The sequence below is a fragment of the Streptomyces sp. NPDC104367 genome, from assembly GCF_055583825.1.
The window spans coordinates 95,376-111,222 of the sequence record NZ_JBVJND010000011.1 but is presented as its reverse complement, the minus strand read 5'-3'; the positions used below and the strand labels follow the sequence as shown (position 1 = coordinate 111,222).

14 protein-coding genes are annotated in these 15,847 nt (G+C 69.9%); 8 read left to right on the top strand and 6 right to left on the bottom strand.

Translation table 11 applies throughout. The features are described from left to right. The first annotated feature begins 57 nt into the window (after positions 1–57). From chvE to ACZ619_RS18510, 5 genes are all read left to right on the top strand, one after another. Positions 58–1,167 (top strand): multiple monosaccharide ABC transporter substrate-binding protein, encoded by a 1,110-nt coding sequence (gene chvE / locus ACZ619_RS18530; protein ID WP_469599873.1) that lies wholly within the window; start codon positions 58–60, stop codon positions 1,165–1,167. 42 nt (positions 1,168–1,209) lie between these two features. Next, the gene (gene mmsA / locus ACZ619_RS18525; protein ID WP_469599871.1) at positions 1,210–2,760 is read left to right on the top strand and encodes a multiple monosaccharide ABC transporter ATP-binding protein; all 1,551 of its coding nucleotides are present in this window, start codon (positions 1,210–1,212) and stop codon (positions 2,758–2,760) included. Then, on the top strand, positions 2,757–4,001 hold the full coding sequence (gene mmsB / locus ACZ619_RS18520; protein WP_469599869.1) for a multiple monosaccharide ABC transporter permease: 1,245 nt from the start codon (positions 2,757–2,759) through the stop codon (positions 3,999–4,001). Before mmsA ends, mmsB begins: the two co-directional genes overlap by 4 nt. A gap of 53 nt (positions 4,002–4,054) precedes the next feature. Further along, complete coding sequence (locus ACZ619_RS18515; protein WP_469599867.1) at positions 4,055–5,209, top strand: aldose epimerase family protein; 1,155 nt, start codon at positions 4,055–4,057, stop codon at positions 5,207–5,209. Positions 5,210–5,442: 233 nt separating this feature from the next. After that, the gene (locus ACZ619_RS18510) at positions 5,443–7,044 is read left to right on the top strand and encodes a pyridoxal phosphate-dependent aminotransferase (RefSeq protein ID WP_469599865.1); all 1,602 of its coding nucleotides are present in this window, start codon (positions 5,443–5,445) and stop codon (positions 7,042–7,044) included. An 82-nt stretch (positions 7,045–7,126) separates the two neighbouring features. On the opposite strand, the gene ACZ619_RS18505 is transcribed toward ACZ619_RS18510, so the two are convergent. From ACZ619_RS18505 to ACZ619_RS18490, 4 genes are all read right to left on the bottom strand, one after another. Continuing rightward, on the bottom strand, positions 7,127–8,746 hold the full coding sequence (locus ACZ619_RS18505) for a methyltransferase (protein ID WP_469599863.1): 1,620 nt from the start codon (positions 8,744–8,746) through the stop codon (positions 7,127–7,129). A gap of 77 nt (positions 8,747–8,823) precedes the next feature. After that, positions 8,824–10,002, bottom strand: coding sequence for a 4-hydroxybenzoate 3-monooxygenase (locus ACZ619_RS18500; RefSeq protein WP_469599861.1), 1,179 nt, complete (start codon positions 10,000–10,002; stop codon positions 8,824–8,826). Positions 10,003–10,323: 321 nt separating this feature from the next. Further along, positions 10,324–11,274 carry a UTP--glucose-1-phosphate uridylyltransferase gene (locus ACZ619_RS18495; RefSeq protein ID WP_469599859.1) on the bottom strand — a complete coding sequence of 317 codons (951 nt, stop codon included), beginning with the start codon at positions 11,272–11,274 and terminating at the stop codon, positions 10,324–10,326. A gap of 60 nt (positions 11,275–11,334) precedes the next feature. Further along, on the bottom strand, positions 11,335–12,309 hold the full coding sequence (locus ACZ619_RS18490; RefSeq protein ID WP_469599857.1) for an arabinan endo-1,5-alpha-L-arabinosidase: 975 nt from the start codon (positions 12,307–12,309) through the stop codon (positions 11,335–11,337). Positions 12,310–12,536: 227 nt separating this feature from the next. Here ACZ619_RS18490 and ACZ619_RS18485 point away from each other — a divergent pair, with 227 nt between their 5' ends. Next, positions 12,537–13,295 (top strand): intradiol ring-cleavage dioxygenase, encoded by a 759-nt coding sequence (locus ACZ619_RS18485; RefSeq protein WP_469599855.1) that lies wholly within the window; start codon positions 12,537–12,539, stop codon positions 13,293–13,295. 49 nt (positions 13,296–13,344) lie between these two features. On the opposite strand, the gene ACZ619_RS18480 is transcribed toward ACZ619_RS18485, so the two are convergent. After that, positions 13,345–13,809: an ATP-binding protein gene (locus ACZ619_RS18480; protein ID WP_469599853.1), complete on the bottom strand. Its 465-nt coding sequence runs from the start codon at positions 13,807–13,809 to the stop codon at positions 13,345–13,347. Positions 13,810–13,939: 130 nt separating this feature from the next. On the opposite strand from ACZ619_RS18480, the gene ACZ619_RS18475 reads away from it, so the two are divergent. Together ACZ619_RS18475 and ACZ619_RS18470 are read left to right on the top strand one after the other, a co-directional pair. Then, positions 13,940–14,761: a helix-turn-helix domain-containing protein gene (locus ACZ619_RS18475; RefSeq protein WP_469599851.1), complete on the top strand. Its 822-nt coding sequence runs from the start codon at positions 13,940–13,942 to the stop codon at positions 14,759–14,761. Then, a complete protein-coding gene (locus tag ACZ619_RS18470; protein WP_469599850.1) occupies positions 14,758–15,006 on the top strand; it encodes a DUF397 domain-containing protein in 249 nt (82 codons plus the stop codon). Before ACZ619_RS18475 ends, ACZ619_RS18470 begins: the two co-directional genes overlap by 4 nt. Positions 15,007–15,344: 338 nt before the next feature. Here ACZ619_RS18470 and ACZ619_RS18465 read toward each other — a convergent pair whose 3' ends face one another. After that, the gene (locus ACZ619_RS18465; protein WP_469599848.1) at positions 15,345–15,803 is read right to left on the bottom strand and encodes an RrF2 family transcriptional regulator; all 459 of its coding nucleotides are present in this window, start codon (positions 15,801–15,803) and stop codon (positions 15,345–15,347) included. Between the last annotated feature and the right edge of the window lie 44 nt (positions 15,804–15,847).

Here is a 15,847-nt window from a genome sequence, read left to right as displayed (position 1 = left end):
CTCCAGCACAGCCCAGCACAGCCCCTTCTCAACGACGAGACGAACAGGACTGATCACATGCGCAACCGCAGAGCTGCACTGACCGCCATAGCCGGGGCCGCCTCCCTCGCCCTGACCCTGTCCGCATGCGGCCAGAGCGGCGAGGGCGGCAGCAAGGAGGACAGCGGCAGCGCCAAGGGCGGCACGATCGGCATCGCGATGCCGACCAAGTCCTCCGAGCGCTGGATCGCGGACGGCAACAACGTCGTCAAGAACCTGGAGTCCAAGGGCTACAAGACCAAGCTGGTCTACGGCGAGGACGACCCGGACACCCAGGTCTCGCAGATCGAGAACCTGATCACGCAGGGCGTCAAGGGCCTGATCATCGCGGCCATCGACAACAAGTCCCTGAACAACGTGCTCCAGGAGGCCGCGGACGCCAAGATCCCGGTCATCGCCTACGACCGGCTGATCCTCGGCACGAAGAACGTCGACTACTACGCGTCCTTCGACAACGAGAAGGTCGGCGTCGAGCAGGGCACGTACATCGTGCACAAGCTGGGCCTGGACAGCGGCAAGAAGGGCCCGTTCAACATCGAGCTGTTCGCCGGCTCCAACGACGACAACAACACCAAGTACTTCTTCAACGGCGCGATGAGCGTGCTCCAGCCGTACATCGACAAGAAGGAGCTGGTGGTCAAGTCCGGCCAGACCGCGCTGAACAAGGTCACCACGCTGCGCTGGGACGGCGCGACCGCCCAGTCCCGCATGGAGGACATCCTCACCTCCTCCTACAAGTCCGCCAAGGTCGACGCGGTCCTCTCGCCCTACGACGGCATCTCGATCGGCATCATCGCCGCGCTGAAGTCGGACGGCTACGGCTCCTCCGGCCAGCCGCTGCCCGTCATCACCGGCCAGGACGCCGAGCTGGCCTCGGTGAAGTCGATCATCGCGGGTGAGCAGACGCAGACCGTCTACAAGGACACCCGGCAGCTCGCCAAGGTCGCCGCGACCATGGTCGACGACGTTCTGAACAAGAAGACCCCGCAGGTCAACGACACCAAGACGTACGACAACGGGTCCAAGGTCGTCCCCGCCTACCTGCTCCAGCCGGTGAGCGTCGACAAGTCCAACTACGAGGAAGTCCTCGTCAAGGGCGGCTACTACACCGACGCCGAGCTCAAGTAACCCGCCGACCCTGATCGACAAGCACTGATTGGAAGGCAGACCATGGCGGGACCCGTCCTGGAAATGCGCTCGATCGTCAAGACCTTTCCCGGCGTCAAGGCGCTGTCGGACGTCACACTGACCGTCCGCCAGGGCGAGGTCCACGCCATCTGCGGGGAGAACGGTGCCGGCAAGTCGACCCTGATGAAGGTCCTCTCCGGCGTCCACCCGCACGGCAGTTACGAGGGCGAGATCCTCTTCGAGGGCGAGCCGTGCGCGTTCGGTGACATCCGGGCGAGCGAGCAGCGCGGCATCGTGATCATCCACCAGGAGCTGGCGCTGTCGCCGTACCTCTCGCTGGCGGAGAACATCTTCCTCGGCAACGAACACGCCAAGGCAGGGTTCATCGACTGGCGGGAGACCCTGCGGCACGCCACTCAGCTGCTGCGCCGGGTGGGGCTTGACGACCACCCGGAGACCCGCGTCACCGACATCGGGGTGGGCAAGCAGCAGCTGGTGGAGATCGCGAAGGCGCTGTCGAAGAAGGTGAAGCTGCTCATCCTCGACGAGCCGACCGCGGCTCTGAACGACGAGGACAGCGGCAAACTCCTGGACCTGATCCTTGAGTTGAAGAACCAGGGCATCACCTCGATCATCATCTCGCACAAGCTCAACGAGATCCGCCGGGTCGCCGACTCGGTGACGATCATCCGGGACGGCCACTCCATCGAGACCCTCGACGTGAAGTCGAAGGAGACGACCGAGGAGCGGATCATCTCGGGCATGGTGGGCCGCGACCTGGACCACCGCTTCCCCGAACGCACCTCCTACGAGGGCGAGTCGGACGCCGCTCCGGCCCTGGAGATCCGCGGCTGGACCGTGCGGCACCCGATCGACCACGAGCGCAAGGTCGTCGACGACGTGTCGATCCACGTCCGACGCGGGGAGATCGTGGGCATCGCGGGCCTGATGGGCGCCGGCCGCACCGAGCTCGCGATGAACATCTTCGGGCGGACGTACGGCCGGTACGACGGCGGCACGGTCCTCAAGGACGGTACGGAGATCCGTACCAAGTCGGTGGCCGAGGCGGTCGGGCACGGCATCGCGTACGTCACCGAGGACCGCAAGCACTACGGCCTCAACCTGATCGACACCATCAACCGCAACATCTCGCTGACCGCGCTGGCCAAGGTCGCCCGGCGCGGGATCGTGGACGAGCACGAGGAGCGGCAGGTCTCCGAGGGCTACCGCAGGTCCATGAACATCAAGGCGCCGACGGTCTTCGAGCCGGTGGGCAAGCTGTCGGGCGGCAACCAGCAGAAGGTCGTCCTCAGCAAGTGGATCTTCGCCGGTCCCGAGGTGCTGATCCTGGACGAGCCGACCCGGGGCATCGACGTCGGTGCCAAGTACGAGATCTACACGGTCGTCGACCAGCTCGCCGCCCAGGGCAAGGCGGTCGTCTTCATCTCCTCCGAGCTGCCCGAACTGCTCGGCATGTGCGACCGCATCTACACCATGGCCGCGGGCCGCCTGACCGGTGAGGTGCCCAGGGCCGAGGCCACGCAGGAAGTGCTGATGCGCCATATGACGAAGGACAAAGAGGTAACGCGATGAGCACGGATGTCACCGCCAAGAGCCCGGCGCCCGCGCCGCCGGGCGGGAGCGGATCGGCCGCCGACGGGAACCTGCTCAGGCTGGTCCTCGACGGGCTGCGCCGCAACATGCGCCAGTACGGCATGCTGATCGCGCTCGGTCTGATCGTCGCCCTGTTCGCCGTGTGGACCGACGGGGACCTGCTGCTGCCGCGCAACGTCTCCAACCTGGTCCTCCAGAACAGCTACATCCTGATCCTGGCCATCGGCATGATGATGGTGATCATCGCCGGGCACATCGACCTGTCGGTCGGCTCGCTGACGGCGTTCGTGGGCGCCTTCGCGGCCGTGCTGACGGTCAACCACGGGGTGCCCTGGCCCCTCGCGCTGGTCCTGTGCCTGGTCATGGGAGCCTTCGCGGGTGCCGCCCAGGGAGTGCTGATCGCCTACTTCGGCATACCGTCGTTCATCGTCACCCTCGCCGGGATGCTGCTCTTCCGCGGCCTCACCGAGATCCTGCTCCAGGGGCAGACCATCGGCCCGTTCCCGAACGGCCTGCAGAACCTGGGCAACGGCTTCCTCCCCGAGGTGGGCCCGCACACCAACTACCACAACATCACGCTGCTGCTGGGCCTCGTGCTGATCGCCGCCGTGGTCTGGCAGGAGTTCCGGGACCGGCGCCGCCAGCAGGAGTTCGCCCTGGACGTGCCGCCCACCCGGCTGTTCCTGCTGAAGCTGACCGCGCTGGTCGCCGCGATCCTCGTGCTGACCATGCTGCTCGCCAGCTACAAGGGCGCCCCGATCGTGCTGATCGTGCTGGGCGCGCTGGTCGTCGGCTACGGCTACGTGATGCGCAACGCGGTCTTCGGCCGGCACATCTACGCGATCGGCGGCAACCTGCCGGCGGCCAAGCTGTCCGGCGTCAAGGACAAGAAGGTCACCTTCTACGTCTTCCTGAACATGGGCGTGCTCGCGGCCCTGGCCGGACTGGTGGTAGCGGCCCGGCTGAACGCGGCCTCGCCGAAGGCGGGCGACGGCTTCGAACTGGAGGCCATCGCCTCCTCGTTCATCGGCGGCGCCTCCATGAGCGGCGGTGTCGGCACCATCCTCGGTGCCATCATCGGCGGTCTCGTCCTCGGCGTGCTGAACAACGGCATGAACCTCCTCAGCGTCGGCACCGACTGGCAGCAGGTCATCAAGGGCCTGGCCCTGCTCGCGGCGGTCGGATTCGACGTATGGAACAAGCGCAAGTCCGGTTCGTAAGTCAGCTCGGGCCCCGCCGGAAGGCGGGGCCCCTCCTTTTGCGGGAGCCGCACATGGAACTGAACAGACGCACGGTCATCGCAGGCGCCGCGGCGGCGGGCATCGCCGCCACCACCCTCGGCACAGGGACCGCCGAGGCCGCCTCGGGAGGCAGGAAGCCGGTGAAGGAGTCCTTCGGCAAGCTCGCCGACGGCACGAAGATCTACCGCTGGTCGCTGGAGAACGGCGGCACCCGTCTGAAGGTCCTCAACTGGGGCGGTGTCGTCCAGAGCCTGGAGATCCCGGACCGGCGCGGTCACTACTCCAACGTCTCCCTCGGCTTCGACAACATCGACGACTACGTCGCCAGGACCCCGTACTTCGGCGCCCTCATCGGCCGCTACGGCAACCGCATCGCCAAGGGGCAGTTCACCCTCGACGGCAAGAGCTACCAGCTCTCCGTCAACGACGGCGTGAACAGCCTGCACGGCGGCAGCCAGGGCTTCGACAAGCACGTCTGGGACGTCGAGCCGTTCACCAAGGGCTCGGACGTCGGCCTGCACCTGCACTACACCAGCGTCGACGGCGAGATGGGCTACCCGGGCACGCTCAAGGCGAAGGTGACGTACACCCTCACCCGGCACGGCGAGTGGATCATCGACTACGAGGCCACCACCGACAAGGCCACGGTCGTCAACCTCACCAGCCACGTGTACTGGAACCTGGCCGGCGAGGGCAGCGGGACGATCGAGAACCACGAGCTGACGATCGCCGCGGGCCGGTACACGCCGACCGACTCCGGGCTGATCCCCACCGGCGAACTGGCCACCGTGCGCGGCACGCCCTTCGACTTCCGCGAGACGAAGACGATCGGTCGGGACATCCGTGCCGCGCACGTGCAGCAGGTGCAGGCGAAGGGCTACGACCACAACTGGGTGCTCGACAAGGGCATCACGGCCAAGCCCGAGCACGTCGCGACGCTGCGGGACCCGCGCTCGGGACGCACGCTGAAGATCGCGACGGACCAGCCGGGACTGCAGTTCTACTCCGGGAACTTCCTCGACGGGACGCTGACCGGCACCGGCGGGAAGACCTACCGCCAGGGTGACGCGCTCTGCCTGGAGACGCAGCACTTCCCGGACTCGCCGAACCACCCGGCCTTCCCGTCGACGGTGCTGCGCCCGGGACAGGTCTACAGGACGCGGACGGTCCACACGTTCGACGCCTGAGGCCGTGAGGGGCCGCGCGACCGGTAAGGGGCCGGTCACGCGGCCCTTCGCGCCGTTTCAAGCGCGACACACAGGCCGTTGCCAAGAAGAAACGTAAACTCACACTTTTTTCACACCCGTTGAACAGGGGATCAGCCGCCTCCGTACTCAAGGGCGGCTCGTGCTCCCCCGCGCGGGCCGCCCAAGCGACGGGCCCGGACGTCCCCATCGGGCCCGCCCCATACGGAGGTTCAATGGCCGGCAACGTCACCTCGTTGTTCCGCAGCGGCGCTCACAGCCCGTCGATGGCGGCGCTGACCCGCGAAGGGGGCGAGGGGGTGGGGCCGGTCGACTTCTGCATTCCCTGCAACCCGTACTTCCCCACCCCGGCCATGATGGAAACGATGGCCGCGCGCCTGAAGGACATCATCACCTTCTACCCGAGCAGCGCCGACACCATCACCGCCGAGCTGTGCCAGCTCCTCCAGCTCCCGCCGCAGGCCGTCGCCATGGGCAACGGGTCCACCGAACTGATCACCTGGATCGACCACCTGCTGGTCCGCGAGTCCCTCGCCATCCCCGTCCCCACCTTCGGCCGCTGGACCGACCAGCCGATGGAGACCGGCAAGCGGGTCGACATGTTCCCGCTCCAGGAGTCCAGCGGCTTCGCGCTCGACCTCGCGCAGTACGCCGACTTCATCCGCACCCGGGGGACCAAGGTCGCGGTCATCTGCAATCCCAACAACCCCGACGGCGGGTTCCTCCACAAGCACGCGCTCGTCCAGTTCATGGACGCCATGGCCGACCTGGACCTGATCGTCATCGACGAGTCGTTCCTGGAGTTCGCCGACGCCGAGCAGGAGCCGAGCGTCGTCCAGGAGGCGATGATCCGGCCGAACGTCATCGTGCTGCGCAGCCTCGGCAAGAACTTCGGCCTGCACGGCATCCGCTTCGGCTACATGGTCGCCAACCCCTCGCTGGCCGGCAAGGTCCGCGCGATGCTGCCGAAGTGGAACCTCAACGCCTTCGCCGAGTACGTCGTCTTCATGCTCAAGGAACACGGCGCCGAGTACACGCAGAGCCTGCTCCAGGTCCGCAAGGACCGCCTGGAGATGGCCAGCCAGCTCTCCGCGCTGCCCGGCCTGACGGTCTACCCCTCGCAGGGCAACTTCCTCTTCGTGCGCCTTCCCGTCGGCGCCGAGGGCACCGTGGTCCGGGACCGGCTGCTCACCGAGCACCGGATCCTCGTCCGCGAGTGCGGCAACAAGATCGGTTCGTCCAGCCGCTTCATGAGGCTCGTGGTGCGCCCCCAGGTGGACGTGCGTCGCCTGGTGTCCGCCCTGGAGCAGGTGCTCTACGGGACCATGAGGGGAGCCGCCGTGCCCGAGCTGGGCACCGGGACCAGCTACAGCTCGGGTACGGCGGCGGTGGACCGGCTGGTGAGCGAGACCAACGGGGCGGGCATGCAGCTCGCGCAGGCGGCCATGGGGATGGCGCCGGGTCTCGCCGCCGCCCCGGCCGCCGGCATGCCGCTCCCCGTCACCGGTCCGCCGGTCGGGATGCCGATGCCGGCGGCGGCCGGGCTCCAGATGCAGCAGCCGATGATGATGGCGGCGCCGCAGCAGCAGATGCCCACCCCGGCGCCCATGCAGATGCCCACCCCGGTACCCGCTCCCGTGCCCGCCGGGCCGACGCCGCCCGGGGTTCCGGCGCGCGGTGGGCTCACGGCGGCGCAGGTGCGCGGGGCCACGGCGCCGGCGCAGACTCCCGCGCCCGGGTTGGCGCCGGCGGCGGCGACCGGGTGGCCGAACGCGCAGAGCTGGCCGAACGCGGCGGGGATGGGGCAGGTCGGGTAGTCGCCGTCGGGTTCCGTGACACGGCCGGGTGCGGCATTCGTCGTGACCGGTCGCGCGGTTCCCCGCGCCCCCTCTGGGCGCTCTATACGCGTACGGCGCGCAGGAGTGCGGCTCCCAGGGGGAGGGGGTGGCAGGCCAGCGCCTTGAAGCCGGCCTCCTCCAGCAGCCGCTCGTAGTGCTCCTCCTCCCGTTCCCGGCCGCCCACGTTGCACAGCATGTGGACGTCCCAGGCCGGGGTCGGGGACGGCGTGCCGTCGTGGGCCGGCAGCAGGCGTTCCACCAGCAGGAGTTCCGCGCCGGGGCGCATGGCGTCCGCGCAGCGGCGGAGGATGGCCAGACAGCGGTCGTCGCTCCAGTCGTGCAGGACGCGGGAGAGGAAGTAGACGTCGGCGCCGGCCGGGACGGACTCCGTGAAGTCGCCGGGGACGAAGGCGCAGCGGGCGGCCAGGTCGGCCAGTTCCGGGCGGGCCGCCGCCAGTGCCTCCGGGCGTTCCAGCAGGACCCCCTCCAGATGGGCGTGGGCCCGCAGGACCCGGCCGAGCAGGGCGCCGTTGCCGCCGCCGACGTCCACCACCCGGCGGGCCAGGGAGAAGTCGACCAGGTCCGGTACCGGCGTGAACATCTCGGCGCTCGCGGCCATCGCCCGGTGGAAGAGGCCGGCGAGTTCGGGGCGCTCGGCGAAGTAGGGGAAGTGGTGCTGCCCGTGGCGGTGGGCGAAAGCTTCCTGCCCGGTGCGTACGGCGTACGGCAGCCCGGCGAAGGAGTCGTAGAACGGGCCGCCGTAGAGCAGGGCGAGCGGGTGCAGGGAGAACTCGGTGCCGGTGCGCAGGGGTTCGCCGAGGGCCGTGAGCTGGTAGGTGCCGTCGGACGCCGTGAGCAGGCCCAGGCCGGCGAGGTAGCGCAGCAGGCGGCGCAGGGCGTCGGGGTCGGTGCCGGTGCGGTCCGCGAGGGTGTCGAGGCCGGGGCGGTCGGACAGGTGGTCGGCGAGGCCGAGTTCGGCCATGGTGCGGACGGCCTGGGTGGCCCAGGCGCCGGTCATGACGCCGAGAAGCGCGAGGGTGGGGTCGGGCAGGGGCTCCTGGCGGCCGGGGAGGCGGAGTTCGAAGCGGCGGTGGCGGGAGGTGCGGAAGTACAGGACGGTCACGTTCTCGTGGCCGTTGTAGCCGCCGCCGTCCAGGACCGCTCCGCCGCGTTCCGTGAGCAGGGTGCGCAGTCCGGCCGGGATCACCCGGCCCGGTGCGGTGACGGCGAAGGCGTGGTGGGACTCGTGGCCGTGGGCGCGTTCGTCGTCGGCGGCCGTCTCCAGCGGGGAGCCGGGCGGCACGGGCAGCGCGAAGATCTCCACGGTCCGTCCGGCGACGGGCACGTGCACGATCCCGACCGGGCTGTCGGCGACGGCCGAGCCGTAGCGCCTCAGCAGCCGTCCGCGCACCACCACGCTCGGCGCGACGGGCCCCGGGTCGGCCAGTCCTGCGGCCCGCAGTCCGTCGTGGAGTCCGTCGAGGGAGGCGGGGAAGACCAGCACCGCGGTGTGGTCGTAGACGAGGTGGCGGCAGACGTCGGCCCGCTCCTCGGCCGTCAGTTCGGGCAGCAGTCCGGCCAGGACCTGGTCGGTGTCGTGGTCGCGGACGTGGTCGGCGGCGTGCCGGATCCGGTCCAGGTCGGCTTCCGTCAGACATGGCTGTACGACGGAGAGGTTCATGAAGGGTTCCCGGTGATCGTGGGGCAGGCGGAACCGGGGCGGGTGCGTCCCGGGGTTAGGTGCGAGAACGGGCGGGGTCAGATGCCCGTGTAGTGCTCGGCGAAGAGGTCCTGGTGGGCGCGTGAGGTGCGCAGGCTCTCCAGCCGGGCGTACTGCAACGCCCGCCCGTAGCGGGCCTCGTCGCCGTCGCCGGCCGGGCCGTGCAGCAGGCCGCTCATCCAGTGCGAGAACTCGTGGGCCCGCCAGACGCGCGGCAGACAGGCGGCGGCGTACCGGTCGAGGCCGGCCGGGTCGCCGTGCGCGAGCGCCTCCTCGAACGCCGCGGCCAGCGACTCGGCCTGGAGTACGGCGAGGTTGGCGCCCTTGGCCGCCGACGGGCTGATGAGACCGGCGGCGTCACCGGCCAGCCACAGCCGTCCGGCGCCCGGGGAGTCCAGGACGTCGCAGCGCAGGTCGACGACGGCCCGCTCCAGGACGGCGCCCTCGCGCAGCGGCCCGAACTCGGCGCTCCGCAGCCGGATCGCCAGCTCGGACCAGATCCGGTCCTCGCTCCAGTCGGCGGGGTCGGTGCCGCGCGGGCACTGGAGGTAGTAGCGGGTGACGGACGCGGTGCGTGCCATGTGACCGGCGAACCCCCGCTCGTGCAGGGCGTATCCGGTCGCGTCCAGGCTGGGCGGGGCCGCGGCCAGCACGGCGAGCCAGGAGACGCCGTGGTCGTGGCGGGCGGTCCGGGTGCCGCGGGCGGTGAGGGTCGCGCGGCCGATGCCCCGGTGTCCGTCGCATCCGGCGACGTACCGCCCGGTGAACTCGGCGCCGCCGTGCACCCGGACCCGGCCCCCGGTGACCTCCTCGGCCGGGGCGCCGAAGTGGATCTCGCCGCCGCGCCGCAGGTACTCGGCGATCAGGTCCCGCACCAACTCCTGCTGCGGATAGACCGTGTGCGCCTCGCCCTGTCCCAACGTGCCGTAGTCCAGGGTGAACTCGCCCCGGTCGCTGCGGAACAGGCAGGTGGTGTGGGTGCCGCCGCGGGCCGAGAGCCCGGCCGCCAGGCCGTGCTCGGTGAGCACGCGTACGGTGCGGGCGGCGAGGAAGCCGGCCCGGGCCCGCCCCTCCACCGCCTCGCGGCCGCGCCGCTCCAGGATCACGCAGTCGATGCCGCGGTCCAGCAGCAGGTTCCCCAGGACGAGCCCCGCGGGGCCGGCGCCGACGATCACCACACCGGCCCGCGCCGTCCCCGTGTCACACCGTTTCCGCATGCCCGCCTCTGGAGTTGTGCTTCAGCCAGAAGGTTTCCTATCAGCCCGAACCGGGAGGAAGGCGGCAAAAACAGGTCGATTACCCCGAAAGGATTGCGGGCCGTTCGAGCAGTGTTCGAAACCGTTCCCGGAGCGCTCCGGGAACACGCGACGGGCGGGACGAAAAGCGAGATGCCCGTCCGCAGCACACACGGACGGGCATCTGATCGAGCGCCGGGCAGGCCTTGCACCTGCATTTCCCCGCAGGAAGCGGGGCGTCTTTCCTTGGACCACCAACGCACTGCTAGCCACCGGGAGTTACGGCGACCGGCTCTGAAAAGATCATACCGCACCCGGCGGGTTCCCCCCAACTTGCCCACCCGTCCCGCCCTTCCCGTCCTCCTCGTCGAGACGGCGGACCAGGCCGCGCAGGACCGGCCCGTACTCGGGGTGGGCGAGGGCGGAGGCCATCTGGGCGACGAGGTAGTCGGCGGGGTTGCCGGTGTCGTACCAGCGGCCCTGGATGACCTGCCCGTACACCGCCCGGCTGGCGGCGTAGGCGTTGATGGCGTCGGTCAGGTACACCTCGCCGGTGCGGTGCTCGTACCAGCGGCGGGTCTGTTCGCGCAGTTCGTCGACGATGCCGGGGGTGATCACATAGCCCCCGATGGCCGCGTACGGCGAGGGCGCGTCGGCCGGCGCGGGCTTCTCGACCAGGCCGGTGATGCGCAGCTGGCCGTCGCCGAGGTCCTCCTTGACCAGGGGCACGCCGTAGCGCTGGGAGTCGGCGGGGTCCATCGGCAGCAGGGCCAGCACCGGGCAGCCGGTCTGCTCGTAGGCGCGGATCAGCTGCTGGGCGCGGGGCACCTCGGCGACGAACACGTCGTCCGGCCACAGGACGAGCACGGGTTCGTCGCCGAAGGCGCGGGCGGCGTTCAGGACGGGGGTGCCGTTGCCGTACGGCCCGTACTGGTCGAGATAGGTGATGTGGCCCCGGCGGGCGAGTTCGGCGACCTCCTCCACGGCGTCCGCGTAGGCGGTCTTCCCGTCGTTGCGCAACTGCTCGACCAGCACGGGATTGGGCCGGAAATGATCCTGGATGAGGCTCTTCCCGCCCGACACGACGATGGTGATGTCGGTGATCCCGGAGTCCACCAGCTCGCGCACGGTGTGCTCGATCACCGGTTTGTCACCGACCGGGAGCATCTCCTTCGGGGTGGCCTTGGTCAGCGGCAGCAGGCGGGAGCCGAGCCCGGCGGCGGGGATCACCGCCCTGCGGATCGTCGGGGACATCAGGCCTCTCTCGGTGGGACGGCACGGGTCGGGCCGACGCTACCAACGGGCTCCGGACCCTCAGTACGCCACCGGCCAACCGGTGCTCCAGCTCAGCAGGTTGATGCCGAGCTTGGGCGTCCCGCTGTCGTTGCCGTCGTAGTAGTGGTAGACGATCAGGTCGCCGTCCGTGTCGCTCATGACCGACTCGCCGCCGGGGCCGATGATCGTGCCGTGCGACTCCAGGACCGCCGTACCGCCGTTGTTGGTCATGGCGACGCCGCTCTGGTCGTAGTACGGGCCGGTGACCGACGTGGCGCGCCCCACCTTGACCTTGTACGTGCTGCTGGTGCCCTGGCAGCACAGGTCGTAGGAGGCGAACAGGTAGTAGTAGCCGTTGCGTTTGACGATGTACGGCGCCTCGACCGCCTTGCTGCCCGTGGGGCGGGCGGCGAGGGAGTAGCGGGTCGTGTCGCCCGAGTACTGCTTCCCCGTCGAGGGGTCGATCCGGATCATCTTGATACCCGTCCACCAACTCCCGAACGAGAGCCACCACTTGCCGTCGTCGTCGACGAACAGGTTGGGATCGATGGCGTTGTAGTCGCTGGAGGACGTCGAGGTGTAGACGGTGCCGTAGTCCGACCAGGAGCCGGGCAGGCCCGTCGTGGAACCGGCCAATCCGATGGCGGACGTGTTGGATCCGAACGTGGAAACCGCGTAGTACATCAGGTACTTGCCGCCGTGGTACGAGATGTCCGGCGCCCAGGCCTCCGTGGCGTACGTCGACCACCAGCCCGGCTTGGTGGTGAACGCGTCGGAGCCGGCCGTGAAGGCGGTCCGGTCGGTGGAGGTCTTGTACGCGAGACCGCCGCCGGTGGAGTACAGCAGGTAGCGGCCGGCCGAGGTGCGGATCATCGTCGGGTCGTGGACGACGACGTCACCGGTGACGGTGCCCGGGTTGGGGTAGGCCGAGGCGCTGGTCGGCACCAGGGCGAGCAGCAGTGCGGCGGGCAGGGCGAGGAGCGCGGTGCGGGTGCGGGTGCGGGTGCGGGTCACGCGGAGCCTCCTACGGAGCGGGTCAGTGGACCAGGAGCGTTTCCTTGTGCGGTATACCGAACGGCGATCGTCAATTCGGACGGACCGTAGAATCGAATCGATGTGCCGTCAACGGTTCTCACAGGGATCACGTGTCAGCTCACCTGTCTCAACAGACGACTTGACGTTCGCTCACTTTGCAGAACTGACAGCCCGCCAACAGGAACCGTTCCTACGGTGCCGTGTCCATGACAGACACCCCAGATGCCGCCCGCACCGTCGGGCGCCGCACCGTACTCGTCGCCACCGGGACGACCGCCGCTGCCCTGGCCGTAGGCGCAGCGGTCTCGACCGAGGCCCCCGCGGCAGTCGCCGCACCCGACCTCCAGCCGGCCGCCGCCGCGGCGGTCTGCTCCCTCACGGAGGAGCAGACCGAGGGCCCCTACTACCTCGACGGGGCGCTGGTCCGCTCCAACATCACCGAGAGCAAGTCCGGCATCACCCTCAACCTCGCGCTCACCGTCGTCAACTCCGCCTGCACCGTGATCCCCAACGCGCTGGTGGAGGTCTGGCACGCCGACTCGCTCGGCGAGTACTCCGGCTACGTCGGCGCCAACGGCCACAGCGAGGCCGACGACGGCACCTTCCTGCGCGGCGGTGTGCTCACCAACTCCAGCGGCGTCGCCAGCATCACGACGATCTACCCGGGCTGGTACCGGGGCCGCTGCGTCCACATCCACGTGAAGGTCCACACGGGCGTCACCCTGACCTCCGACGGCTCCTTCACCGGCGGCACGACCCTCCACACGGGTCAGCTCTTCATCGACGAGACGATCACCACGGCGGTCGCCAAGGTCTCGCCGTACTCGACCAACACGGTCACCCGGACGACCCTCGCGCAGGACTCGATCTACGACGACGGCGGCGCCTCCTCCGGCCTCATGACCGTCACCGGCTCCACCTCCGCCGGCTACACCGGCACGCTCACCCTCGGCGTCTCCAGCTGACGCCCGCCCCGGGGGACGACGAGGTGCGCACGCGCGTCCCCCGGGGCCGTCAGGGCCTGCGGCCAGGAGGCAGGTCCACCTCGGCCCGTACGGTCTTGCCCGGTGCGCCGCCGCAGTCCCGCTCCAGCACCTCCCACCGGTCGGCCAGCGCGCCCACGAGCACGAGGCCGCGCCCGCCCTCGTCCAGCGGTCCGGGCGGTGCCACGCCCCCGGGGACGGGCAGCCGCCGTTCGGCCCGGGTGTCGGTGACCTCGACGCGGACGCTCCCCGTCACCGAAGAGACCCGCAGCTCGAAGTCCCGTCCCGGCACCCGGCCGTGCGTCACCGCGTTCGCGGCCAGCTCCGCGACGATCGACGACACCCTGTCGATCACATCCGCCGACGCGAACGGACCGCCCCACTGGTGGAGTTGAGCGACGGCGAGATGACGGGCGAGGCGGGCGCCACGCGGGGTGGCACTCAGCCGCTGGGCGAGTGTTCGACTCACGGTGACCGTGGCGGGGGGAGCTTCCATGCCCCCAATCTGCCGCCCGGACCGGCCGATTCTCCAGGTCGGAGCCGCGTACGCGGGAAGGGCGTACGGGGTGACGGACTGGACCGTACCGGTCACCGGGTGTGACCATCGTGGGCGGGAGGTGGCCTACGTGGGCGATGGGGTCGAGCCGGAGTCGTCGGACAGTCTGCGGACCTTCGGGGCGGTGGTCCAGGCGCTGCGCGAGCACGCGGGGCTGAGCAGGGAGGAGTTCGGGGAGCGGGTGCGCTTCTCCAAACACACGGTGGCCTCGGTGGAGTTGGGCCGCCGCATGCCGGACGAGTCCTTCGTGGAGGCGGCGGAGGAGGCCCTGGGCAACACGGGGGCCTTACGGCGGGCGGCGGGACATGTGGCCCGCCAGCCGGGGTTGGCGGCGTGGTTCCGCCGGTGGGCGAGGATGGAGGCGACGGCGGTCACGCTGTACACGTACGAATGCCGCCTGGTCCCGGGCCTGTTGCAGACGGAGGCGTACGCGCGGACGCTGTTCACCGAGCAGTTGCCGCCGCTGGACGACGAGCAGATCGAGGCCCAGTGGTTGGCCCGAGCGGACCGGCAGCGACTGCTGCGGGAGCGTCCCAACACGGCGTTCAGCTTCATCCTGGAAGAGGGCGTCTTCCTGCGCCGGACCGGCGGAGCGGAGGTCACCCGGGACCTCATCGACCACGTGCTGCGGCTCGCCGAACTGCGTAACGTGGAGGTGCAGATCATGCCGCAGGTGCAGGAGACCCACGCCGGGCTGCACGGCCCCATGCGGTTGCTCGAAACACCGGAGAACCGCTGGCTCGCTTATTGCGAAGGCCAGGAGAGCGGCCAGCTGATCGTTGATCCGAAAGTGGTCAGCGTCCTCCAACAGCGCTATGCCAGGATGCGCTCGCAGGCTCACACTATTAGAGACTCGGTGAGCCTGTTGCAGCGGATGCGAGGGGACCTATGAGCACCACCAACCTGGCCTGGTTCAAGAGCAGCTACAGCAGCGGATCGGGCGACGACTGCGTAGAAGTCGCCCTCTCCTGGCGCAAGTCGAGCTACAGCAGCAGCGGAGACGGCGACTGCGTCGAAATAGCCGCCTGCCCCACCGCCATCCACATCCGCGACTCGAAGAACACCACCGGCCCCCACCTCACCCTCTCCCCCGCCACCTGGGCCGGCTTTCTCGCGTATGCCGGAACCGGAAGCTGACAGGCCGGAACGGAAGGCGACGCGTCGTCGGCTGCGCATCGGGCAGCGCCTGCGCGCAACGGTGGTCCTGGTACCGAAGCCCGGCATGATCGGCGTCTTCGTGGACGTCGGACTCCCCGTCGGCGGCTTCGTCGACGTGCCGTGGCTGCCGCAGGACCCCGCTCGGTGGCCGGTCGAGGGCACCGAGACGGAGTTCGAGATCCGGTGGCTCGACGAACGGCCCCAGGTCCGTCCGCGGCCGGTGGATCCCCGGTTCCTCCGGGAGGACGACGACCACCGGCCCGGTCGGCGGGCGGTGCAGCCCCGGGCGTCGCGCGCCCGAGCCGTCGGCTCCCGCGCTACGGGTTCTCCCAGGCCGCCGGTTCCGCCGCCAGTTCGCGGACCGGTTCCGGGAGGGCGTCGGCCGCGATGTCGGCGACCGTGACCCCTTCGAGGATCTTGCGGACGTTGGCGCGCAGGGCGATCCACAGGGGCAGCAGGGGCTGGGCGGTGCCCGTGTAGGCCAGGCCCGTCGGGCGCTCGCCGCGGACCGAGACGATCGGGCCGTCCACCGCGCGGATCAGGTCCGCCACGGTGACCGAGGACGCCTCCCGGGCCAGCCGGTAGCCGCCGCCCCCGCCCCGCCGGCTGTCGACGATCCCGGCGCGCCGGAGATCCCCCAGAATGCCCTCCAGGAACTTGTGCGGGATGTCCTGCGCGCCGGCGATCTCCTCCGCCTTCACCGGGCCGTCGCCCTGCCGTACGGCGAGTTCCAGAACCGCCCGTACCGCGTAATCCGCCCGTGCCGAGATCCTCATACGTCCATTGTGAGGCGTCCTCCCGTGCAGAATGACCGGACCCG

Bases quoted from the DNA above. Each gene is read 5' to 3' on its own strand.
- ACZ619_RS18500 (WP_469599861.1), bottom strand. From the start codon at position 10,002: ATGCGGAAACGGTGTGACACGGGGACGGCGCGGGCCGGTGTGGTGATC.
- mmsB (WP_469599869.1), top strand. From the start codon at position 2,757: ATGAGCACGGATGTCACCGCCAAGAGCCCGGCGCCCGCGCCGCCGGGC.
- ACZ619_RS18485 (WP_469599855.1), top strand. From the start codon at position 12,537: ATGACAGACACCCCAGATGCCGCCCGCACCGTCGGGCGCCGCACCGTA.
- ACZ619_RS18470 (WP_469599850.1), top strand. From the start codon at position 14,758: ATGAGCACCACCAACCTGGCCTGGTTCAAGAGCAGCTACAGCAGCGGA.
- ACZ619_RS18515 (WP_469599867.1), top strand. From the start codon at position 4,055: ATGGAACTGAACAGACGCACGGTCATCGCAGGCGCCGCGGCGGCGGGC.
- ACZ619_RS18510 (WP_469599865.1), top strand. From the start codon at position 5,443: ATGGCCGGCAACGTCACCTCGTTGTTCCGCAGCGGCGCTCACAGCCCG.
- ACZ619_RS18480 (WP_469599853.1), bottom strand. From the start codon at position 13,809: ATGGAAGCTCCCCCCGCCACGGTCACCGTGAGTCGAACACTCGCCCAG.
- ACZ619_RS18505 (WP_469599863.1), bottom strand. From the start codon at position 8,746: ATGAACCTCTCCGTCGTACAGCCATGTCTGACGGAAGCCGACCTGGAC.
- chvE (WP_469599873.1), top strand. From the start codon at position 58: ATGCGCAACCGCAGAGCTGCACTGACCGCCATAGCCGGGGCCGCCTCC.
- mmsA (WP_469599871.1), top strand. From the start codon at position 1,210: ATGGCGGGACCCGTCCTGGAAATGCGCTCGATCGTCAAGACCTTTCCC.
- ACZ619_RS18495 (WP_469599859.1), bottom strand. From the start codon at position 11,274: ATGTCCCCGACGATCCGCAGGGCGGTGATCCCCGCCGCCGGGCTCGGC.
- ACZ619_RS18465 (WP_469599848.1), bottom strand. From the start codon at position 15,803: ATGAGGATCTCGGCACGGGCGGATTACGCGGTACGGGCGGTTCTGGAA.